This window comes from Tolumonas osonensis (assembly GCF_014202415.1).
GTDB lineage: Bacteria > Pseudomonadota > Gammaproteobacteria > Enterobacterales > Aeromonadaceae > Tolumonas > Tolumonas osonensis.
In genome coordinates, this window is sequence record NZ_JACHGR010000012.1 from 13,604 (window position 1) to 36,290 (window position 22,687).

Annotated in this window: 19 protein-coding genes, 1 tRNA gene and 1 rRNA gene; 16 read left to right on the top strand and 5 right to left on the bottom strand. The window is 52.1% G+C overall.

All coding sequences use genetic code 11. The features are described 5' to 3' along the window. The first annotated feature begins 24 nt into the window (after nucleotides 1–24). From rpoZ to ppiC, 6 genes are all read left to right on the top strand, one after another. Complete coding sequence (gene rpoZ / locus HNR75_RS14860; RefSeq protein ID WP_024871795.1) at nucleotides 25–309, top strand: DNA-directed RNA polymerase subunit omega; 285 nt, start codon at nucleotides 25–27, stop codon at nucleotides 307–309. Between the two features lie 127 nt (nucleotides 310–436). Continuing rightward, nucleotides 437–2,584, top strand: coding sequence for a bifunctional GTP diphosphokinase/guanosine-3',5'-bis pyrophosphate 3'-pyrophosphohydrolase (gene spoT / locus HNR75_RS14865; RefSeq protein WP_188027782.1), 2,148 nt, complete (start codon nucleotides 437–439; stop codon nucleotides 2,582–2,584). Next, on the top strand, nucleotides 2,581–3,303 hold the full coding sequence (gene trmH, locus HNR75_RS14870) for a tRNA (guanosine(18)-2'-O)-methyltransferase TrmH (protein ID WP_188027766.1): 723 nt from the start codon (nucleotides 2,581–2,583) through the stop codon (nucleotides 3,301–3,303). The genes spoT and trmH overlap by 4 nt, the downstream gene beginning before the upstream one ends. Nucleotides 3,304–3,420: 117 nt before the next feature. Next, nucleotides 3,421–4,221, top strand: a complete 801-nt coding sequence (locus HNR75_RS14875) for a Cof-type HAD-IIB family hydrolase (protein ID WP_188027767.1) — start codon at nucleotides 3,421–3,423, stop codon at nucleotides 4,219–4,221. Between the two features lie 78 nt (nucleotides 4,222–4,299). Further along, nucleotides 4,300–5,952 (top strand): COG3650 family protein, encoded by a 1,653-nt coding sequence (locus tag HNR75_RS14880; RefSeq protein WP_188027768.1) that lies wholly within the window; start codon nucleotides 4,300–4,302, stop codon nucleotides 5,950–5,952. A gap of 101 nt (nucleotides 5,953–6,053) precedes the next feature. Then, nucleotides 6,054–6,335 carry a peptidylprolyl isomerase PpiC gene (gene ppiC / locus HNR75_RS14885; protein ID WP_188027769.1) on the top strand — a complete coding sequence of 94 codons (282 nt, stop codon included), beginning with the start codon at nucleotides 6,054–6,056 and terminating at the stop codon, nucleotides 6,333–6,335. 50 nt (nucleotides 6,336–6,385) lie between these two features. Here the strand turns inward: ppiC and nhaB are convergent, their stop codons facing one another. Continuing rightward, nucleotides 6,386–7,957, bottom strand: coding sequence for a sodium/proton antiporter NhaB (nhaB, locus tag HNR75_RS14890; protein WP_188027770.1), 1,572 nt, complete (start codon nucleotides 7,955–7,957; stop codon nucleotides 6,386–6,388). A 206-nt stretch (nucleotides 7,958–8,163) separates the two neighbouring features. Between nhaB and HNR75_RS14895 the strand changes: the two genes are divergently transcribed. The 5 genes from HNR75_RS14895 to HNR75_RS14915 all read left to right on the top strand — a co-directional run bounded on the left by HNR75_RS14895 (nucleotide 8,164) and on the right by HNR75_RS14915 (nucleotide 13,818). Then, on the top strand, nucleotides 8,164–8,997 hold the full coding sequence (locus HNR75_RS14895) for a transporter substrate-binding domain-containing protein (protein WP_246358984.1): 834 nt from the start codon (nucleotides 8,164–8,166) through the stop codon (nucleotides 8,995–8,997). Nucleotides 8,998–9,147: 150 nt separating this feature from the next. After that, nucleotides 9,148–9,918, top strand: a complete 771-nt coding sequence (locus HNR75_RS14900) for an amino acid ABC transporter permease (RefSeq protein WP_188027772.1) — start codon at nucleotides 9,148–9,150, stop codon at nucleotides 9,916–9,918. Between the two features lie 27 nt (nucleotides 9,919–9,945). Next, a complete protein-coding gene (gene mdtD / locus HNR75_RS14905; RefSeq protein ID WP_188027773.1) occupies nucleotides 9,946–11,394 on the top strand; it encodes a multidrug transporter subunit MdtD in 1,449 nt (482 codons plus the stop codon). Between the two features lie 2 nt (nucleotides 11,395–11,396). Continuing rightward, nucleotides 11,397–12,377: an acrylyl-CoA reductase (NADPH) gene (gene acuI / locus HNR75_RS14910; protein WP_188027774.1), complete on the top strand. Its 981-nt coding sequence runs from the start codon at nucleotides 11,397–11,399 to the stop codon at nucleotides 12,375–12,377. 172 nt (nucleotides 12,378–12,549) lie between these two features. Then, on the top strand, nucleotides 12,550–13,818 hold the full coding sequence (locus tag HNR75_RS14915) for an O-acetylhomoserine aminocarboxypropyltransferase/cysteine synthase family protein (RefSeq protein WP_188027775.1): 1,269 nt from the start codon (nucleotides 12,550–12,552) through the stop codon (nucleotides 13,816–13,818). 73 nt (nucleotides 13,819–13,891) lie between these two features. On the opposite strand, the gene HNR75_RS14920 is transcribed toward HNR75_RS14915, so the two are convergent. Both HNR75_RS14920 and HNR75_RS14925 read right to left on the bottom strand, forming a co-directional pair. Then, nucleotides 13,892–14,554 (bottom strand): glutathione S-transferase family protein, encoded by a 663-nt coding sequence (locus tag HNR75_RS14920; RefSeq protein ID WP_188027776.1) that lies wholly within the window; start codon nucleotides 14,552–14,554, stop codon nucleotides 13,892–13,894. 29 nt (nucleotides 14,555–14,583) lie between these two features. Beyond that, on the bottom strand, nucleotides 14,584–15,081 hold the full coding sequence (locus tag HNR75_RS14925; protein WP_188027777.1) for a NanQ anomerase/TabA/YiaL family protein: 498 nt from the start codon (nucleotides 15,079–15,081) through the stop codon (nucleotides 14,584–14,586). 216 nt (nucleotides 15,082–15,297) lie between these two features. Between HNR75_RS14925 and treR the strand changes: the two genes are divergently transcribed. The 5 genes from treR to ovoA all read left to right on the top strand — a co-directional run bounded on the left by treR (nucleotide 15,298) and on the right by ovoA (nucleotide 22,374). Beyond that, the gene (gene treR / locus HNR75_RS14930; protein ID WP_188027778.1) at nucleotides 15,298–16,245 is read left to right on the top strand and encodes a trehalose operon repressor TreR; all 948 of its coding nucleotides are present in this window, start codon (nucleotides 15,298–15,300) and stop codon (nucleotides 16,243–16,245) included. A 198-nt stretch (nucleotides 16,246–16,443) separates the two neighbouring features. Next, the gene (treB, locus tag HNR75_RS14935; RefSeq protein WP_188027779.1) at nucleotides 16,444–17,880 is read left to right on the top strand and encodes a PTS trehalose transporter subunit IIBC; all 1,437 of its coding nucleotides are present in this window, start codon (nucleotides 16,444–16,446) and stop codon (nucleotides 17,878–17,880) included. A 68-nt stretch (nucleotides 17,881–17,948) separates the two neighbouring features. Next, complete coding sequence (treC, locus tag HNR75_RS14940; RefSeq protein WP_188027780.1) at nucleotides 17,949–19,613, top strand: alpha,alpha-phosphotrehalase; 1,665 nt, start codon at nucleotides 17,949–17,951, stop codon at nucleotides 19,611–19,613. A 95-nt stretch (nucleotides 19,614–19,708) separates the two neighbouring features. After that, complete coding sequence (gene cdd / locus HNR75_RS14945) at nucleotides 19,709–20,116, top strand: cytidine deaminase (protein WP_223157940.1); 408 nt, start codon at nucleotides 19,709–19,711, stop codon at nucleotides 20,114–20,116. Nucleotides 20,117–20,199: 83 nt separating this feature from the next. After that, complete coding sequence (gene ovoA, locus HNR75_RS14950) at nucleotides 20,200–22,374, top strand: 5-histidylcysteine sulfoxide synthase (protein WP_188027781.1); 2,175 nt, start codon at nucleotides 20,200–20,202, stop codon at nucleotides 22,372–22,374. A gap of 49 nt (nucleotides 22,375–22,423) precedes the next feature. Here ovoA and rrf read toward each other — a convergent pair. Further along, nucleotides 22,424–22,538: ribosomal RNA gene (rrf, locus tag HNR75_RS14955) — 5S ribosomal RNA — on the bottom strand. A 56-nt stretch (nucleotides 22,539–22,594) separates the two neighbouring features. Next, nucleotides 22,595–22,671, bottom strand: a tRNA-Asp gene (locus HNR75_RS14960). Nucleotides 22,672–22,687: the final 16 nt, after the last annotated feature.

Sequence of the window (22,687 nt, forward strand, 5' to 3'; positions counted from 1 at the left end):
CCTCGATTTATATGGGAGTTTGCTATGGCACGCGTTACTGTTGAAGATGCGGTAAAACAGGTTGGCAACCGCTTTGATTTGGTTCTGGTGGCCGCTCGCCGCGCTCGTCAGCTTGCCGTTCAGGGCAAAGATCCGCTGGTGGACGAAGAAAACGATAAACCAACCGTGATCGCACTGCGCGAGATCGAAGAAGGTTTGATCTCTGATCAGTTCATGGATGCGCAAGAGCGTATCGAACAGCAACAGCAGGAAGCAAGCGAACTGGCAGCCGTGGCTGCACTGACTCAGGATCGTGATTACGGTTTCTAAGCATTCATTTGCTGATTACAAACGGCACCCTAGTGGTGCCGTTTTTGTCATTATTTACAAGTGAGCGGAATAATCGCAAACTGCAGGGTATGGTTTTACGCCGATGGATCGTGAAGCGGGGTCACTTTTGTATCTGTTTGAAGATTTAAAAACATTGCTGGGCACATATTTGCCTGCGGAACAGGTGACTCAGGTCCAGAATGCCTTTCAGGTTGCTCGTGATGCACATGAAGGACAAACCCGTTCCAGTGGTGAACCGTATATCACACACCCGGTGGCCGTGGCGACGATCCTGGCTGAAATGCATCTGGATTATGAAACCATCTCGGCGGCATTGCTGCATGATGTGATCGAAGATACCCCTGTTACCAAAGAGCAGCTGACCGCACAGTTTGGTCCAGCCGTAGCGGAACTGGTGTATGGTGTATCCAAACTGGATAAGCTCAAATTCCGGGATCATAAAGAAGCACAGGCAGAAAACTTCCGCAAAATGGTCATGGCCATGGTGCAGGATATCCGCGTCATTTTGATCAAACTCGCCGACCGCACCCACAACATGCGCACACTGGGCGCCTTACGCCCGGATAAACGTCGCCGCATCGCACGTGAAACACTGGAAATCTTTTCTCCAATCGCTAACCGCCTGGGTATTCATACCTTCAAGACCGAGCTCGAAGAGCTGGGGTTTGAGGCGCTCTATCCGATGCGGGCACGCATTCTGCGCGAATCGGTTAAACGGGCCCGAGGTAATCGCAAAGAAGTCATCGACTCCGTGCATGAGGAGATCTGTGGCCGGTTGCAGGAAGCCGGGATCAAGGCCGTTGTATGCGGTCGGGAGAAAAACCTCTACTCCATCTATAACAAGATGGTGAAAAAAGAGCTGCGTTTTTATGAGGTCATGGATATTTACGCTTTCCGCGTGATCGTTGATGACATAGATACCTGTTACCGTGTGCTCGGTCAGATGCACAGCCTGTATAAACCCCGCCCCGGCCGCTTCAAAGATTATATCGCTATCCCGAAAACCAATGGTTATCAGTCGTTGCACACCTCGTTAGTAGGTCCGCACGGCGTACCGGTCGAGATCCAGATCCGTACCGAATATATGGATCAGATGGCCGATAAAGGGGTCGCGGCCCACTGGGCCTACAAAACCAATGGGGATGCTACCGGCAGTACCGCACAAATCCGGGCGCAGCGCTGGATGAAGAACCTGCTGGAACTGCAGCAAAGCGCTGGCAGCTCATTTGAATTTATTGAAAGCGTCAAAACCGACCTGTTCCCGGACGAGATTTATGTGTTCACGCCGGAAGGCCGGATTCTGGAATTGCCGGCCGGAGCTACACCGGTCGATTTTGCCTATGCAGTGCATACCGATATCGGCAACAGCTGCGTTGGCGCCCGTGTCGAACGCCAACCCTTCCCACTCAGCCGCCCACTTACTTCCGGACAAACCATCGAAATTATCACCGCGCCGGGCGCACGACCGAATGCAGCCTGGCTGAACTTCGTGGTGACCTCCCGGGCCCGGACCAAGATCCGCCAGTTCCTGAAAAATCTGCGGGCAGAAGAATCCATTATTCTTGGCCGGCGGCTGCTCACGCACTCGTTGGGCGGGAAGAAGATTGAAGACATCCCTGCGGAAAATCTGCAGCAGGTATTACAGGACACCCGCCATGAGTCGCTGGATGGTCTGCTCGCCGATATTGGTCTTGGTAACCAGATGAGTGTGGTCATTGCCCGCCGTCTGTTAGGGCGACATGACCAGGAACCGGAGAAAAAAATGTCCCCGGCATACCGGAAACTACCTATCCGGGGTGCAGCGGGAATGCTGGTCAGCTTTGCCAAATGCTGCCGCCCAATCCCCGGTGATGCCATCATTGCCCATATCAGCCCGGGCAAGGGGCTGGTTGTGCATCAGGAAAGCTGTCCGAACATCCGTGGTTATAACCGTGAACCGGATAAATATCAGCCAGTACAATGGGATATGGAGCATCTCGGTGAACAGGAATTCAAAACCGGTATTCAGGTGGAAGTCGTGAATCATCAGGGTGTGCTGGCACAACTGGCCAACGTCATTGCAGCGACAGGTGCCAATATCCACAGTATCAGTACCGAGGAAAAGGATGCGCGGGTTTATCAGGTCAACCTGCTGATCACGGCAAAACACCGTGTCCATCTGGCGGATATTATGCGAAAAATCAGGGTCATGCCGGATGTATTACGCGTTAACCGCACCACCAGCCGCTTGCGAATCAAAGAATCGGACGCATGAATCCTGAACGGCTTGCCCGCATACGGCTGATGCTCTCTTTGCGTCAGCCCGATCTGACGGTCTGTCTGGAACAGGTCAATAAAGCGCACAACATCGCGGCCATCATGCGTACCTGTGATGCCGTCGGCATTCACGAAATGCATGCGGTCTGGCCCGAAGAACTGCGGGAAAATAACCGGGCAGCCAAAGGCAGCCACAACTGGGTCAAACTCAACAGGCATGATTCCATTCAACAAGCCATTTCGGTGCTGAAACAGCAGAACATGCAGATCCTGGCGACCAATCTCTCTTCCCGCGCGGTTGATTTTCGTGACATTGATTACACCAGACCCACCGCGATCCTGTTCGGTGCCGAAAAGTATGGGATCAGTACGGAAGCCTTGGCATTGGCCGACCAGGATATCATTATTCCGATGGTCGGCATGGCGCAGTCGCTGAATGTCTCCGTGGCCAGCGCACTGATCCTGTATGAAGCACAACGCCAGCGTCAGCAGGCCGGATTTTATCAGCGCGGCTGCCTGTTGCCGGAGAATGAGCAACAGCGCCTGTTATTTGAGGGTGGCCATCCGCGTCTGGCTGCCTTCTGCCGCAGTAAATCACTGGAATATCCGGTTATCGGTGAACAGGGTGAAATTCTGGCCAGTGAAGCGTGGTGGCTGAAATTACAGCTTAACCCTGCCCTGTGGGACGAAGCGCATAGCCCGGCTACACCAGAATAAACCTTCATCCGAAGAAACCTTCATTTCAAATGAACGTTAATGCGCTGTTACCATTCCTCCGCTATACTGTAACCGCTCTCATAATCCGCTATTTAGCCGCTGTAACGAGGTTCCAGCATGTATAAAGTCGTTATCTCTGATCTGGATGGTACTCTGCTGAATAACCAGCATCATGTTTCCCCGCATACCCGAAAGGTTCTGAAAAAACTGGTAGCCGAAGGTACCAAGTTTGTTGTTGCTACGGGTCGTCACCATATTGATGTGAAAGCGATCCGTGATGCATTGGGACTGGATATTTATCTGGTGACATCCAACGGTGCGGTCGTCACCGATAAACAGGACGAGATCATTTTTAACCGGACCCTGCCGGCCGATATCGCTCAGCAACTATCAGAAATGCCGCTGCCGGATCCGGAAATTGCCGTCAACATTTATACTCCGGAGGCCTGGTTTACTGACCGGGATATGCCGGAGTATCTCGAATATCATCGAGATACAGGCTTTTGTTATACCAAGACCGATCTGACCACGCTGGATAAAAACAGCATCAATAAATTCTTCTTCATTGCCGAGCATGAGCCCTTACTGGAGCTGGAAAATACCCTGCTGGAACGGTATGCCGGTCAACTGAGTATCGCCTTCTCACAACCGGATTGTCTGGAAGTCATGGCATTAGGTGTGAATAAAGGTGCTGCGATCTCCTCCATTCTGGAACAGCATGATATTCCGCTCAGTGCAGCCATCGCTTTTGGGGACGGGATGAATGACTATGAAATGTTATCCATGGTTGGACATGGCGTGGTTATGGGTAATGCGCACGATCGTCTGAAAATGGCCTTGCCGGATCTACCGCGGGCTGGCATCAATGACGAAGATGGCGTGGCGGAATATCTGCAGCAGCTGTTGCTGAATGAGTAAGCTTTTTTAACACCTGCTGCGGCGAAGAAAAGCAAGATCGTATAGACTGGGCAGAATATTTTTTGTACGGGGAGCTTTATGCCGTTGTCACGTTTTGTCTTGTCTGGTCTGCTGATTGCACTGGTAGGATGTAACACTACCAGTGTTCCCGGGAAAAACACCCAGCCCAATATCACTTCCGATTTATCAGCAAAACTGCAGCAGGAACTGCCGCCGCTGTTCACAGGAACGATTCAGCGACAGAATGAGCAGAGTGTTTTCACTCCTTGCGGCAGTAACCAGCAATGGCAGCTGGTGCTGGATGATAATTTCTGGCAACAGTGGCAACAACTGGGCTCTCCGCAAACCCTGCAGGCCAGCTTAAGTGGTCAGCTGGTTGCCGGTGAAGGCCGGGGGGCGCCCTTCCGCCTCGAAGCCGAACAGGTTTCCCGCATTACCACCGATCAGAGCCTGTGTCAGAGCAGCAGTACAAACTATCTGCTGAAAGCCGGCAATAACCAGCCGTTCTGGTCCCTGGTGATTGATGGTCAGCAAGCCTCTCTCACGACACCGGATGGGGTAGACAGCTATCAGCTGGACGAAATCAATCATCCGGCAGACAAGCAGTTACAGCTGGTACTGGACAATCAGTCCGGTAAACAGGCCACGCTGGATCTGCGCGCCGGTTACTGTCAGGACGGCAGCAGCCAGCAATGGCTTGGCTACTCGGTCACTTTGCAACTGGATGATGGCCAGACTCTCACTGGCTGTGGTGAGCAAGGACAATCGCTGATGCAACAGCAACCAGCGCGGAACTGGCAGGGGCGTGATGATGCCCAGCAAGCCGGGGTCCGTCTGGTTCTGGACAGCAATTATCAGGCAAAAATGATCTATACCCGCGAAACGGGTCCGGAAGTCACTTATGAAGGTGTGTGGCAACCGCAAAAAGATCAGACCCTCCGGGTGATGTTTAATCAGCGGATGGGCTTACCGACTAATGAAAGCATTCCTTTCCGCTGGAAAGACAATACACTGACCGCCGATTACCGTGAGCTGCAGGCAGGCAAAGCCTATTTTGATAAGCCCTTGGTACTGACCACCAATGATGGCTCTAGCCGTGAACCGGCCACCGACAACGGCTCGACCGCAACAGCATCGGGAGCAGTCATTATTGCGCCACCAGCGGCACAGGAGGTCCCTGCCGGGGAGAGCAGTTTCGCACAGAATGAAACCGTCCTGAGCGGAACAGGCGCCACCGCGGTTCCGGTTCCCGTGCCGGCTGCTGCGGCAAGCTTTTCTGCCGGTATGCTGCAAGCCTCCACGCAACCCGACAACGCGATTGAACAGACCCTGCGCCAGTTCCTACAAAGCAATGGTGGTCAGGCCAGTGGCACGCAATACCGCTATGTCAAAACCGACCTGAACGGCGACGGCTCCATTGATGCGCTGGTGGAGATGAACTGGTGCGATAAATCCGGTTGTGTCTGGCTGGTATTGCAGGGCAACAGCGGACAATACCAACAGGTAGCCAGACTGGAAGGTTTCTCCGGTTCCGTCATGGTGTCACCGACCGCCCATAATGGCTGGGCCGATCTGCTGGTGCCTTCCACCGATCAGGCCAATACCTATCTGTCACTGGAACATGATGGCAGCAGCTATCCAGCCCGTCCGGCCACCAGCAATCAGCAACCAGACCCAAGCACTTTACTGCAGCTGAAATTCGACGGTGATAACTGGCTGACCATGCCTTAATCCCTCATGATGGGATGGCCTGCACAGCCGTCCCTTTGCTGGAAATTCCGCCAGCGTTCGTTATAATCCACGCCCTTTTGACTGACAGAGAATTTATCACCATGGCTCGTACTGCTTGCGCGTTGCATATTCTGGTTAAAACCGAAGCTCAGGCGCTGGAGATTCTGAAACAACTGGAAGCCGGTGCCAATTTCCAGCAGCTCGCCAAAAAATACTCTACCTGTCCGTCAAAAAAGCGCGGCGGTGATCTGGGAGAATTCAAAAAAGGCGATATGGTGGCTCCATTCGATAAGGCCGTATTTTCCTGTGAACTGTTACAGCCTGTCGGGCCGGTCAGAACCCGGTTTGGTTATCACATTATTAAAGTGCTGTATCGTTCATAACAAAAACGGAGGCTGCAAGCCTCCGTTTTAATATCTCTGCTTAGCGCGTATTAGTGCGCGCTTTCCAGTGCCTCTACCGAGAGGCTGTTATGATGCAGCCAGCCCATGTCATAGAACCATTGCGTCATATCTGGCAGCAGGTACATGACACAAACCAGACCCACAATTGTCATGACGATGGTATAGGGCAGTGCCATCCACATCATCCGGATATAAGAAAGGCGAACCAGCGGTGCCAGGGTGGATGTCAGCAGGAACAGGAATGCAGCCTGCCCATTTGGTGTCGCCACGGATGGCAGGTTGGTGCCGGTATTGATAGCCACGGCAAGCAGATCAAAATGATCCCGGGATATTGCCTGATTAAGCAATGCAGTCTTTACTTCGTTGATATACACAGTACCGACGAAGACGTTATCACTGACCATGGATAACAAGCCATTCGCAATATAGAACAGTGTTAACTGCATCTCCTGAGGCGCATCCAGCACCATGCTGATTAATGGTCTGAATAATTGCTGATCAATGATGACTGCCACCACAACAAAAAAGACCGACAATAACGCGGTAAACGGCAGTGACTCGGTAAATGCACGACCAATCGCATGTTCATCGGTCACGCCGGTGAACACGGTTGCCAGAATAATCACCGTTAAACCAATCAGACCTACGGCAGCCAGATGGAATGCCAGTCCAATGATTAACCAGACACAGATAATGGCCTGACAAATCAGTTTGAGCCGTTCCTGCATGGTTCGATGCTGGTCTTCATGCGTCGCGGTTTCTTTCAGGATCTTGTAAACCGACGCAGGAATGGTGGCGCCATAGCCAAACCATTTCATCTTTTCAACCAGGATACATACCGCCAGGCCGGATAATAATACCGGCAAAGACACCGGGGACATCCGAATGAAAAACTGCCCGAAGTTCCAGCCTGCCGTTTCGCCGATGATCAGGTTCTGCGGTTCACCCACCAGGGTACAAACGCCACCCAGCGCGGTACCCACCGCTGCATGCATCAGCAAACTGCGCAGAAAGGCCCGGAACTGTTCCAGATCGGCGTAGTGCTGCTTATGAATACCCTCATCATTGTTAATGTTGTATTCCGGATGTGTTGACACAAATTTGTGATAAACGGAATAAAAACCAACAGAAATACTGATAACAACCGCTACCACGGTCAGGGCGTCCAGGAATGCAGACAGGAACGCGGCCATGATCGAAAAGGCCAGCGATAAAACCAGTTTTGAACGGACCGAGATCAGCAGGCGGGTAAACACAAACAGTAGCAGCTGACGAACAAAGTAAATGCCTGCCACCATAAACATCAACAGCAGTAATACTTCCAGGTTGGCACTCAGTTCATGCTTCACCTGATTTGCTGACGTCAGGCCGGTCGCTACCGCTTCCAGCGCCAGCAACCCGCCAGGCAGCAACGGATAGCACTTTAGCGCCATGCTGAGGGTAAAAATAAACTCCGCCACCAGCACCCAGCCGGCGAAAAACGGATTGGCAGCAACCAGAAACGGGTTAATAACCAGGAAAAGCAGAATAGTGATTTTGTACCATTTGGGTGTACTGCCAAGAAAGTTGCGAGCGAGTGCTCTGGTAACGCTTGTTTGCATGGGGTTCTCCGCGAACAATAATGATAAAAAAGCTCCAGCCGGTGCAGCATGGCTTTGCTGCCCGGTTATGTCGGCCTGCGGACATCTAAAAAATGCATAGCAATCGCCATACCAGATAAGCTTTTGTTTATCTCGGTAATCATTGCTATTGCCTTCTTTAAATGCTTTGCTGATTATGTATTTTTAATCTCTTAGAGGGAATGATGATGCAACATAAATCACTGCAATTTTTAATGCTATTTGCCGGAACTGTGGCATTAAGTCACACTGCAGTTGCAGGTGAAACCCTGGATAGAATCAAAGAACGCGGTGAACTGATCGGCGTGATGGATCAGGCCTATCCCCCTTATTCATTCCTGAATGACAAGAATGAAATGGACGGCATGGATGTTGAACTGACGAAAGAATTTGCCCGCCGTCTGGGTGTCAAAGTCAGAATTGAAACCCCGGCATGGGAAGTAACAACCGCAGGTAACTGGCGTGGCCGCTGGGATATCTGTATCTGTTCCATGACCGCGAATGAACAGCGTGCCCGTTCATTGGATTTCGTTAGCCACTACTACAGCTCACCTGCTGTCCTGGTAACCTCTACCAATGGCACTCCGCTGACTAAAGTTGCCGATATGGAAGGCAAAAAAATCGCAGCGCAGCAAGGTGGTTCTTACGAACAATATCTGATGAAAAACATGAAGGTGGACGCCTACGGTGCTGGTCCGGTTACCTATCCGTTTAAAGCGGTTCAGGTAATGCCGTATGGCAGCGAAGATCTGGAATATCAGGATCTGGCACTGGGTGCCGGTAAACGTATTGATGGTCTGGTTTCCAACTTGGTTACCGCCACAGAACGTATGCAGAAAATGCCGGGCAAATTCAAAATTGTCGGCGAGCCGCTGTATGAAGATCCAAACTGGGTGGCGATCGACAAGAATGGCGATCAAGAGTGGCGCGATACTGTCGTGAAAATTTTCGACGAAATGCGTAAAGACGGTACGCTGAAAAAAATCACGGTGAAATGGATCGGTACCGACATCTCCCGTTAATTGTGTCTCCCAGTCAGACAACGAAACAAGGGCGGCTTTTCGCCCTTGTTTATGCTTAGTTGACTGCATTTTGTGACGTATTCCGCTAAACTAGCACCTTTCCGTATCGATTCCACCTGAAAGGATTGCTCATTGAACCGCAACACCATCATGACCAGAAAATTTAAGTGGCAGGTTTCTTTGGTCTGGCTGGCGCTGATGATCGGCTTTATCTGGTTTATTGCCAAATTCGATCTCGATATGGCCTATGTATGGGAAAAGCTGCCTTTCCTGGCGGGTCTGCATCTTTCACCTGATGGTTTTATTCAGGGTGTCCCGCTGACCATTTATGTCTGCGTGATAGCGATGCTGGCTTCCGTTATTCTGGGCTTGTTGGCGGCGCTGGGGCGTCTGAGCCTGAACCCTCTCGCCTACGGAATATCCACTTTCTATACCTCGTTCTTCCGCGGCACGCCGTTGCTGCTGCAGGTATTGCTGATCTATCAGGGGCTACCGCAAATTGGTCCGATTCCGACAGCAATTCCATCCGGCATTATTGCGCTGGCACTTTGTTATGGTGCTTACCTGAGCGAAATTTTCCGTTCCGCTATCGTGGCGATTCCGCGTGGACAATGGGAAGCCGCAATGGCGCTGGGGCTGAAAAAACATCAAACTTTCCTGAAAGTGATCCTGCCACAATCCATGAAAGTGGCGATCCCGCCGAGCATGGCGATGTTCATCGCAATGCTGAAAGACTCGTCGCTGGTTTCCGTGATGGGCTTATGGGAAATCATGTTCCTGGCTCAGAGTTATGGCCGTTCCGCATACCGTTATATGGAAATGCTGATCACCGCGGCCGTGATTTACTGGATCCTCTCTTTCCTGCTGGAGTTGATTCAGGCCCGGCTGGAAAAAGTCTTCCATGGTGGTAAAACCCGTTAGTTTACTTTTTATCCCCGAGGTGCGTTGTTGACGAAATATCAGGTTTCAGCGAAAGAAAAACGCATCCTCCCCTGGCTCGCCGCCGTCGGGTTCTTTATGCAGGCACTCGACGGCACGATTCTTAATACCGCCCTGCCCGCTATCGCGGCCGATTTTCACGAAAGCCCCCTGCAGATGCAGGCAGCCATCATCAGCTATATGCTGACTGTCGCCATGCTGATCCCCGCCTCCGGCTGGCTGGCTGACCGTTTCGGTACCCGCAATGTCTTCCTGTTTTCTATTTTTCTGTTTACCACTGGCTCATTTTTCTGTGCAGAATCAACCTCGCTTTCACAGATGGTGGTTGCCCGTATTATTCAGGGCGTTGGCGGTGCATTGCTGGTACCGGTAGGCCGGCTCACGATATTACGCGTATTTCCCAAGGAAGAATTCCTGAGCGCCATGTCGATGGTGGTCATTCCCGGTCTGATTGGTCCGTTGATCGGCCCGTTACTGGGCGGCTTGCTGGTGGAACATGCGACCTGGCAATGGATCTTCTTAATCAACCTGCCGATCGGCCTGATAGGCTGTGTACTGGCTTTTTTCTTCATGCCGAATATCCGGGAGAAGACCACCTCCTTTGACTGGAAGGGATACTTGTTCTTTAGCTGTGGCGTCGTGTTGCTGTCGCTGGCCATTCAGCGACTGGGCGAACCGGATGCCAGTCTCACCGCATTCCTGTTACTGGCCATACCGGGTGCTCTGGGGCTATACACCTATTTCTGGCACAGCCAGCGCTATCCACATGCGTTGTTCAGCCGGGCCTTGTTCAGAATCACCAGCTTCCGTATTGGAATTCTGGGCAACCTGATAGCCCGGCTGGGCAGTGGTTCGATCCCTTTTCTCACACCGCTGTTTTTGCAGGTAGCGCTTGGTTTCAACCCGACACATGCCGGCCTCACGATGGTCCCGATTGCCCTGGGCGCAATGAGTACTAAATTACTGGCGAACTGGGTGGTCAGGCGACTGGGTTTCCGGCCGGTATTAATGCTGAATACCCTGCTGCTCGGTGCCCTGATTGCCGGTTTTTCTTCCGTGAGCAACGAGACGCCCTATGCGTTATTACTGCTCTATCTCGCTTTGCTCGGTGTGTTCAATTCCATGCAGTTTACCGCGATGAATACCCTGACCTTAAGTGAACTGGAGCGGGAAGAGGCCAGCAGCGGCAACAGTTTGTTGTCCGTGGTAATGCAACTTTCCATGAGTCTGGGTGTCGCCGTATCCGCCACGTTATTTGCCTTGTTCTACGGTAGTGGTGCGGCACTGAAAGGTTTACAGGCTAATGGCTGTCAGCAGGCCGAGATCCTCTCCGCATTTCATGATACCTATATCACGGTTGGTTGCCTCAGCATGCTGGCAACGCTGATTTTCCGCCGATTACCCCAAAAAAATCATTCGCTTTCTTCTGCGGAAGAAGAGCCTGTCATCAGGAGATAACCATGTTTAAAGCCTTACTGTTAGAACAACAAGATAAGCAAACTATCGCTACAATTACCCAGCTGGATGAAAGTCAGTTACCCGCCGAGAATGTGACCGTCGCAGTAAAATACTCCTCGCTGAATTACAAGGATGGTCTGGCGATTACCGGCAAAGGCAAGATCGTGCGCCAGTGGCCGATGGTACCGGGTATTGATTTTGTCGGTACCGTGCTCGATTCGACAGACCAGCGGTATAAAGCCGGTGATGAAGTCGTACTGACCGGCTGGGGTGTCGGCGAAGGTCATTGGGGCGGTATGGCAGAAAAAGCCCGCGTGAAGGCTGACTGGCTGGTGCCGCTGGCTGCAGGTCTCACTCCGCTGCAAAGCATGCAGATCGGTACTGCCGGTCTCACAGCGATGCTGTGTGTCATGGCTCTGGAAGAAGCTGGTTTAACCCCTGAACAGGGTGAAATTCTGGTGACCGGTGCCAGTGGTGGTGTCGGTAGTGTCGCCGTCGCCCTGCTGGCGGCGCTCGGTTTTAGCGTGGTAGCTGCAACGGGCCGTGAAGCCAACCATGACCTGTTGCTCAAGCTGGGTGCCAGCCGGATTATTTCCCGCGATGAACTGCTGACTCCGATCAGAGCGCTGGATAAACAAGTCTGGGCGGGTGCCGTCGATACCGTGGGCAGCGCCGTACTGGCCAAGATCCTGTCGCAGGTTAATTACAACGGCGCAGTGGCTGCCTGTGGTCTGGCGGGTGGTTTCGATCTGCCGACGACTGTCATGCCTTTCATTCTGCGCAATGTGCGTCTGCAAGGCGTCGATTCGGTAATGTGTCCGTTTGCCCGTCGCCAGCAGGCATGGCAACGTCTGGCACAACTGCTGCCCACCAGCTTCTATGATCTGGCCTGCGAGGAGATCTCGCTGGAAGAAGCGCCGGCAGCCGCTGATAAAATCATGAACGGCAAAATTACCGGCCGTGTCGTTATCAAGGTCGCCTGATACCGCTTGTTTTTCCGGAGTGCGGCCTTCTGCGGCACTCCGCATCCTGACCAGACACACCAGAACACCAATTTCATCAGATATCCTTCACTGATGCCTTTACAGCGTCAAATCACAGCAGTTAGATTGAACACCATTTCCCATTATTTCATTGCGACAAGGACGATTTCTCATGAAAGACGCAACACTGGCGCTGCACCATGGCTTCCAGAACGACCCGACAACGAAGGCTGTCGCTGTGCCAGTTTATCAGACTGTGGCTTACGAATTTGATAATGCCCAGCATGGCGCGGATCTGTTCAATCTGGAAGTGCCGGGCAACATCTACACCCGCATCATGAACCCGACCAATGACGTGCTGGAAAAACGTCTGGCGGCACTGGAAGGCGGTATTGCCGGATTAGTCGTTTCAGCCGGGAGTGCGGCGATCAACTACGCCATCCAGACGCTGACCCGTGCCGGCGACAATATCGTTTCAACGCCGCAACTGTATGGCGGCACCTACACATTATTCGCGCACATGTTCCCAAGCTTTGGTGTCGAAGTGCGTTTTGCCCGCGACGACTCCCCGGAAGCGATTGCTGAGCTGATTGATGACAAAACCAAAGCGGTCTATTGCGAAAGTATCGGCAACCCGGCAGGTAACATCGTTGATCTGGAAGGACTGGCGAAGGTCGCGCATGCCAAAGGTGTACCGCTGGTGGTCGATAACACCGTGGCTTCACCGGTACTGTGCAAACCAATCCAGTTTGGCGCGGATATCGTCGTCCACTCCATTACCAAGTATGTCGGTGGTCACGGTAACTCGCTGGGCGGTGTGATTGTCGATTCCGGTAAATTCCCGTGGGCGGAACACAAAGATCGTTTCCCGCAATTCAGCAATCCGGAAGCCTCTTACCACGGCGTCATCTACACCGAAGCATTTGGTCCGGCCGCCTTTATTGCCCGAGCCCGTACCGTGCCACTGCGTAACACCGGCTCGGCGCTGTCGCCAATGAACGCCTTCCTGCTGCTGCAGGGGCTGGAAACGTTGTCGCTGCGTATGGAACGTCATGTGGAAAACGCCCAGAAAGTCGCTGAATTCCTGCAGAATCACGCCAAAGTCGCCTGGGTCAGCTATGCCGGTCTGCCAAATCATCCGCATCATGCGCTGGCACAGAAATACATGGATGGCACGCCGTCTGCGATCCTCTCTTTCGGTCTGAAAGATGGTTATGAAGCCGGTGTCCGTTTCTACGATGCGCTGAAAATCTTCAAACGTCTGGTCAACATCGGCGATGCCAAGTCACTGGCCTGTCATCCGGCATCGACCACTCACCGTCAGATGACAGTGGAAGAACAGGCGAAAGCCGGTGTGAAACCGGAAATGATTCGCCTGTCCGTCGGTATTGAAGCGATTGAAGACATTCTGGAAGATCTGGATCAGGCACTGCAAGCCTGATTCTGGTTGTACCAGACATAAAAAAGAGCGCCGTCATGGCGCTCTTTTTCTTTACGATAACCTGAAGCGTAAATTACTGGGCTGTCAGACCAGTTTCATAACTCATGATCACCGTCTGCTCCTGCTGGGCGGCATGCAGCCAGGCCTGCATATCTTCATCCTGTAACATCCTCTGCAGATATTCACCTGCCAACCCCTGACATTCGATGCCATAAGTATTAAAGCGGAAGGCAACCGGCGCGAACATGGCATCGGCAATCGTAAAATGACCGAACAGCCAGGGACCGGATTGGCCGTAGCGTAACCGGCATTCCGTCCAGATGGCCTGAATACGTTCAATATCCTTATCCAGGGCTTCATCGTGCTGAATAACGCGGCCTTCAGCCCGACAATTCATCGGCATCCTGCCGCGCAGCTCCATGAAACCGGAATGCATCTCGGCGCTGACAGAACGTGCCATGGCCCGCGCCGCCTTGTCTTCCGGCCAGGCTTGCGGATAGGCTTCGGCCAGATGTTCCATGATCGCCAGCGAATCCCAGATGGCCAGCTCTCCATCCAGCAATACCGGAACCTTACCCGCCGGAGAAAACTGTACCACCTGTTGTTTAAAGTCCTCTGTCTGCAGCAGAACCGTGGTTTCCTCAAACGCAACGCCCAGCTTGCGTAACAGCAGCCAGGGACGCAGAGACCAGGAGGAATAATTTCTGTTAGCAACGATCAGATGTAACGCAGGCATGGCACACTCCTTGACTTATATCCGGCAGATTACTTCAGCAGATCTTTATGTACTTTAAACACAATCTTACGCAGTTGGCCCGGTTCGGTCAGGGTACACAATGGCGTATGCAGTTCACCCGGCGCGATGACCACAAAATCACCGGGCTGCAGACCCACATAGGTGGTTGATGGCTCATCCATGAAATAGAGATCAGGGTGCGGATTATCTGCCCGATCCAGTTCCACGGTATGCGGGCCAATGCCAATCCACTCCTCGCCTGACAACAGTAACTGAATATCCAGATACGTATCATGAAATTCAGCGCGGCGTTCGGTCACCAGCTGTGAGGTATCCATCGATACAATCATAAAGAGGGGATCTTTCGGCATATCGGCTGGTGCAAATTGCGCCGGCACCGTCAGATCTGTTTTGCCTTTTGGCAATTCCAGTACATCGGCATTGGTAGCGACGAAGTCACGCAATACAGCCGCAATCAGCGGATGCAGTAAAATGTCATCCAGTTCCTGTAAGTTACCAATAAACATAACAAGCTTGTCCTCAAAAACCGGCACCACTGCACCGGATGGTTAGCCATTGACTGTCACCAGCATAAATAACTGTAGACAGGATCACAAACCTGATTCCGTTTTCTGCGGGTATTTTGCAAAGAACACCTTGAATCGGGCAATTCTACATTTGCCCGCTTGCCTAAGCCGGGAAAAATCCCAACAATAACTAAAAGTTAGTTTTCCCGACCTGCCATGACTAAACGCTTAACTATTCTCGACATCGCCAGACTGAGTGGCGTCGGCAAATCCACTGTCTCACGGGTACTAAATCAGGATCCCAACGTAAACCCGCAGACACGGGATCGGGTGGAAGCTGTGATCCGCGAGCATGGATTTGAGCCGAGTAAATCCGCACGCGCCATGCGTACCAACAGCGCACGGCTGGTCGGTATTATTGTGTCACGGCTGGATTCCGCCTCCGAAAACCGAGCTGTCCGTGGCATGCTCGAAGTGCTCTACGCCCGTGGCTATGATGCCATGCTGATGGAGAGTGAATTCGACCCCGCGAAAGTGGATGAACATTTAGCCTTACTCGCCCGCCGTGGCGTGGATGGCGTGATCCTGTTTGCCTTCAGTTCGCTGGAACTGGAACACCTGCGCGCCTGGCAGGATAAGCTGATCCTGATGGCGCGCGACTGGCCGCAGATCTCCTCCGTCTGCTATGACGATCAGGGTGCGATCCGGCAGATCCTGGAGAAACTCTATGCCGCCGGCCGCCGACAGATCGATTTTATCGGCGTCGATCAGAGTGATGCCACCACCGGTGCCCTGCGTCTGCAGGCTTATCAGCAGTTTTGTGCGGAACATCAACTGCCCTGCCGTTATCTGACCGGCTCGCTGGATGTACAAAGTGGCTATGATCTCACCGCCAAGCTGCTGACGCCTGCAACCGATGCCGTGGTCTGCGCTACGGATACGCTGGCGATGGGCGCCGCCAAATATCTGCAGGAACAGCAGCGCCATGACGTACAGCTCACCGGTGTGGGTAATAATCCCCTACTGCATTTCCTCTTTCCACAAGTGTTATCGGTGGATCCTGGCTACAAACAGGCCGGACGTCTGGCGGCAGAACAATTGCTGTTACAGCTGGAACAGCAGGCGGAACCCTGTGCACAGATAGCACCGTCCCACGACTTATAAATTCCGAGCCCCCGAAACCACGCCTTTCTGATCCTTAAGGATCCCGGTTTATCGCTGGATCTGTGAACAATCACGCAAATTGGGAACGTTCCCTTTTGCATTTTAAGTGTTCAGTTTCATACTAATTGGGAACGTTACCAACTATATTTAAATCATATGCCATCCCGGCAATATGGTTTGGTTTACCAGGGGACACACATGAGCAAATCATTCTCTCAGGACGTTACTCGTCTGATCAGTCTGGTCGGTGGCAAGGACAATATTGCCACTGTCAGCCACTGTCTGACCCGTCTGCGTTTTGTACTGAAAAATACCGCGCTGGCGGATATCAAGGGCATCGAAGCGCTGCCGTCAGTGAAAGGCTGCTTTACCAATGCCGGTCAGTTCCAGGTGGTGATCGGCACCGAAGTGGATCAATTTTTCAAATTGCTGATCGCCGAAACCGGCGTCGATGCATCCTCCAAAGATGCGGCCAAAGTGGCTGCCCGTCAGAACATGAATGTACTGGAGCGCGTCATATCCCATCTGGCAGAAATCTTTGTGCCACTACTACCGGCCATTATCACCGGCGGTCTGATCCTCGGCTTCCGTAACGTCATTGGTGATATCAAGATGTTCGATGGCAAGAGCCTGACCGAGATCAGCCAGTTCTGGGCGATGGTGCACTCATTCCTCTGGCTGATCGGCGAGGCTATTTTCCACTTCCTGCCTGTCGGTGTGTGCTGGGCAACCGTACGCAAAATGGGTGGCAGCGAGATCCTGGGGATCGTGCTGGGCATCACGCTGGTCAGTCCGCAGCTAATGAATGCCTATCTGATCGGACAACAAGCCCCGGAAGCCTGGGATTTTGGCCTGTTTGCCATTCAGAAAGTCGGTTATCAGGCGCAGGTGATCCCCGCGATTCTGGCTGGTGCTTTGCTGGCTTTGATTGAAACACGTCTGAAACAGATCATCCCAGCCTATCTGTATCTGGTGATCGTGCCGTTTGTTTCCCTGCTGCTGGCGGTCATTCTGGCGCACAGCCTGATCGGGCCATTCGGCCGCTGGATTGGTGACGGCGTGGCTTTCGCCGCCAAATCCGTGATGACCGGTGGTTTTGCGCCGATCGGTGCTGCCCTGTTCGGCTTCCTGTATGCGCCGCTGGTGATCACCGGGGTCCATCACACCACCAACGCCGTTGACTTGCAATTAGTACAAAGCATGGGCGGCACGCCGATATGGCCACTGATTGCCTTATCGAACATTGCTCAGGCATCTGCGGTACTGGGTATCATCCTGATCAGCCGCAAGGAAAACGAACGTGAAATCTCCGTACCGGCGGCTATCTCGGCCTACCTCGGTGTCACGGAACCAGCGATGTACGGTATCAACCTGCGTTACAAATTCCCGATGCTGTGTGCGATGGTGGGTTCGGCACTGGCGGCGCTGGTCTGTGGTTTCAGCGGTGTACTGGCCAACGGTATCGGTGTCGGCGGTCTGCCAGGCATTCTCTCTATCCAGCCACAATTCTGGGGGATCTATGCCGTTGCCATGCTGATTGCGATTGCCGTACCTCTGATGCTGACCATGGCGGTATACAAACATAAATTCCGTAACCAGACACAGGCTGAATTGTCAGCCACTGAAGTCGCTTAATCACCCAATAACAATAATTTCCGCTGCGGTATCACGCCGCAGCCATTTCTTGGAATGGAGAAGTTTTAATGTCTTATCCGCAACATGACTGGTGGCGTCAGGCCGTGGTTTACCAGATCTACCCAAAAAGCTTTCAGGATTCAGGAAACAAAGGTACCGGCGACCTGCAGGGCATCATCCGTCGTCTGGATTACCTGCAGCAACTCGGTGTCGATGCCTTATGGCTCACCCCAATCTACAGTTCACCGCAGATCGATAATGGCTATGATATTGCCGACTACTATGCGATTGACCCGGCGTTTGGCACCATGCAGGATTTCGAACAGCTGGTTGCCGCCTGCAAACAACGCAATATGCATCTGATCATGGATATGGTGTTTAACCATACCTCCACCGAACACGTCTGGTTTAAAACCGCACTCAGCGATCCGCAAAGCCGGTTCCGTGATTTTTACATCTGGCGCGATCCGGTAAATGGCCAAGCATCGAATAACTGGCAATCCAAATTCGGTGGCAACGTCTGGGCTTTCGATCAGCCAAGCGGACAATACTATCTTCACCTGTTCAGTGAGCAACAGGCCGATCTGAACTGGGAAAATCCGGAAGTCCGCGAAGAGATCAAAAAAGTACTGCATTTCTGGGCCGATAAAGGCGTCGATGGTTTCCGCCTCGATGTGATCAATCTGATCTCCAAACAGCAGGATTTCTGCGATGACCGCACTGGTGATGGCCGCCGCTTTTATACCGACGGTCCACGGGTACATGAATATCTGCAGGAGCTCGCCCGTGACGTTTTTCTGCCCCGTAACTGCATGACCGTCGGTGAAATGTCCTCCACCACGCTGGCACACTGCCAGCAATATTCGCAGCAAGATGGCCGTGAGCTGTCGATGGTGTTCAATTTTCACCACCTGAAAGTGGATTACCCGAACGGCGAAAAATGGCAACTGGCCGAGCCAGACTTCATTGAATTGAAAAAGATTTTTTCTGAATGGCAAAGTGGACTGCATCAGCAGGGCTGGAGTGCGCTGTTCTGGTGTAACCACGATCAGCCGCGCATCCTCTCACGCTTCGGCCACGAAGGCGAATACCGTGAAAAATCCGCCAAGATGCTCGCCACCGTATTACACATGTTACAAGGCACGCCGTACATTTATCAGGGGGAAGAGATCGGCATGACCAATCCTCATTTCTCCCGGATCGAGGATTACCGTGATGTGGAAAGTCTGAATGTCTATCTCGCGCATCAGCAGCAAAAGATCCCGGCCGAAGATACCCTGCAAATCCTGGCTGCTCGTTCGCGGGATAACAGCCGCACACCGATGCCGTGGGATACCTCTGCCGGCGCCGGTTTCAGCCAGGGTACACCGTGGATCCCGCTTGGAGACAATGCCGATGATATAAATGTGGCCAAGACGCTGGCAGATAAAAACTCCGTGTTCTATTACTATCAGCACCTGATCCAGTTACGCAAACAACAGCCTGTGATCGTTAACGGCAATTATCAGGATCTGCAGTCGGACAATCCGGATCTCTGGTGTTATCAGCGTGATGATGGCCAGCATAAGTTGCTAGTCGTGGCCAACCTACGGGCTACGGCCACACCATTTGTCCTTCCCGAACACGGGCTGCCGACAACAAGCGAATGCCTGATTCACAATAGTGAAACCACACCGCAGCTTTGCTCCCGTGAGCTGCAACCTTATGAGGTCATGGTCTGGCTTGGCAGGTAAATCGTAATTCCGTGACGCAACAACAACACGCCAGCTTGTTGATAACCGGCTGGCGTGTTAAAAAATTCCGCATACTCTCCGTATGAGGACTTATTATGTCGCAGATCGATGACCACCTGCTGACTCAACTGATGGATGCCGCCAAAGCCAGCATCCGTCATGCCTATATGCCCTACTCAAACTATCCGGTCGGCGCCGCAGTATTAGCAATGGATGACCAGATCATTGCCGGGGTGAATATTGAAAATGCCGCCTATCCTGCCGGCACCTGCGCAGAACGGGTTGCCCTAGGTAACGCCATCAGCCAGGGACACCGTGAATTCAAGGCTATCGCCGTGTTTTCACCAAAGGGCGAAATCAGCCCGTGCGGCGTCTGTCGTCAGTTCATCTCCGAGTTCGGACCAGACATCCAGATCCTGTTCCACTGGCAAGGCCAGTTGCAGCAAATGCCAATCAAAGACTTGCTGCCATTTTCTTTCAGCCAGACTCAGTTAAACGCTTAAGTATGCTGATCTGAAACTGATCTCTCCCGTACTGTATTTGACCAGCTATAGTTTCAGATAAAATAGTAACGGGAGAACAACCTGTGCATACGTCAGATCAGCCTTCACTCCGAGATACCCAAATAGCCCCGGTCAGTTTATTACCCGCGCCAACCCATACCCTCAGGTTGCAAGGCACGGATGTCGCTGCCAAACGACAGGAACTGCTGGATTATTTTATTCAGACCTACGATCTCTACGATTCGCTGTTTGATTGTCTGGCCTGTGACGATGCCTGGTACAAGAAATCCATTCCGCTCCGTCATCCGCTCATTTTCTATTACGGCCATACGGCGGCATTCTTCATCAATAAACTATTGGCTGGACAGTTCATCCCGCACCGTATTGATGCAGATATCGAAGCGACGGTTGCGATCGGTGTTGATGAAATGAGTTGGGATGATCTGGATGAGAAACACTACCGCTGGCCAACAATTTCTCGGCTACGGGAATACCGCCAACAGGTCAGATCCTGCGTCATTCAATTCATTCGGGATATGCCACTAGAATTACCTATCACATGGGAAAGCCCTGCTTGGGCAATCCTGATGGGCATAGAACATGAACGAATCCACCTGGAAACTTCATCGGTTCTAATCCGCCAGTTACCGCCGGAAAGAGTACAGCCGCAGACTCGCTGGCAGTATTGTCCGTTACAGCGGAATAACATTGCCGATGTCCCGCAAAACGAACTAATCACAGTAGCCGGAACAACCATCCAGCTGGGTAAACCAGAGACCGATGCCACCTATGGCTGGGATAATGAATATGGCCATCGCGATATCCAGCTGGAATCGTTTCAGGCCAGCAAATATCTGGTCAGCAATGCCGAATATCTGGCGTTTGTTCAAGACGGCGGCTATCAGCAACCGCAGTGGTGGACTGAGGAAGGTCAGGGCTGGCTAAATTTCACCAAAGCGGATAAACCGACATTCTGGCAAGGAGATGCAGCGCAACCACAGTCATTACAACTCCGGCTTATGTGTAAGGAAATTCCCATGCCATGGGACTGGCCAGTCGAAACCAACCAGCTAGAAGCCGCTGCGTACTGCCGCTGGAAAGCCGCCAGAACCGGCTTACCGATTCAGCTACCCAGTGAAGCTGAATGGATGGTATTACGTAATACGATTGATGTTGATAAGCCTGATTGGAACAAGGCACCGGGTAACATCAATCTGGAATACTGGTCATCCTCCTGTCCGATCGACCAATTTCGACAGGGACAGTTTTATGATGTAATTGGTAATGTCTGGCAATGGACCAGTACAGCCATTGATGGTTTCGAAGGATTCAGGGTTCATCCGCTATACGACGATTTTTCGACTCCAACATTTGATGGAAAACATAGTCTGATCAAGGGGGGGTCCTGGATCTCGACCGGTAACCTGGCGATCAAGAATTCACGCTATGCCTTCCGCCGGCATTTTTTCCAACATGCGGGCTTCCGTTATGTCGTTTCCCGTTATCAGGAACCCACTCTGGTTAATCCATACGAGACCGATCCACTGGTTGCACAATATCTTGATTCACATTATGGTCCTGAACGTTTCGGTGTTTCCAATCATTGCAAAATACTGGCCGAAATAGCGAATCAGATCTGTTCGCATAAAACCAGAGCATTAGATATCGGTTGTTCCGTCGGTCGTGCCAGCTTCGAGCTGGCAAAATATTTCCGGCATGTAGATGCCGTGGATTACTCAGCCCGGTTTATCGATATCGCACAGATCCTGGCGCAACAAAACAGTTTCCGCTATGCCATGACCAGTGAAGGTGATTTAGTTGATTATCGCGAAGCAAAATTAACTGATTGTCTGTTATCCCCTGATTTGGCGAATCACATTCACTTTACCCAGGGCGATGCCTGCAACCTGAAAAACAAATATCAGCATTATGATCTGATTCTTGCCGCTAATATGCTGGATCGTTTACGCGAACCGGCTCGTTTTCTTAAGGATTTAGCTCACCGGTTACGGGATGATGGTATTTTAATGATCTGCTCGCCCCATACCTGGCAGGAGGACTCTACAGCTAAGTCTAATTGGTTGGGAGGCATTCGGGAGAATGGTGAAGCGCTAACAACGTATCAGGCTCTGCAGCGTATCCTGAGCCAAGAGTTTGAGGAAATAGCGAAGCCGCAGGATATTCCATTTGTGCTGCAAGAAACAGCCCGCAAATATCAGTATTTATTGTCTCAGCTAACCATCTGGCGCAAAAAATAGACCAAAAACAAAAAGCCCCGAACTCATGTCCGGGGCTTATGATTTGAGAGCCTGGCAGTTTCCTACTCTCACATGACGAATGTCACACTACCATCGGCGTAACAGCATTTCACTTCTGTGTTCGGAATGGGAACAGGTGGTTCTACTGTGCTATGGCTACCAGGCAAATCTGGTTTAATAAAAAAGCCTTAGCTGAAACTAAGGCTTTTCTTTAAATTAGTGGCGGAGTGGACGGGACTCGAACCCGCGACCCCCGGCGTGACAGGCCGGTATTCTAACCGACTGAACTACCACTCCGCGTATTTCTTCATGC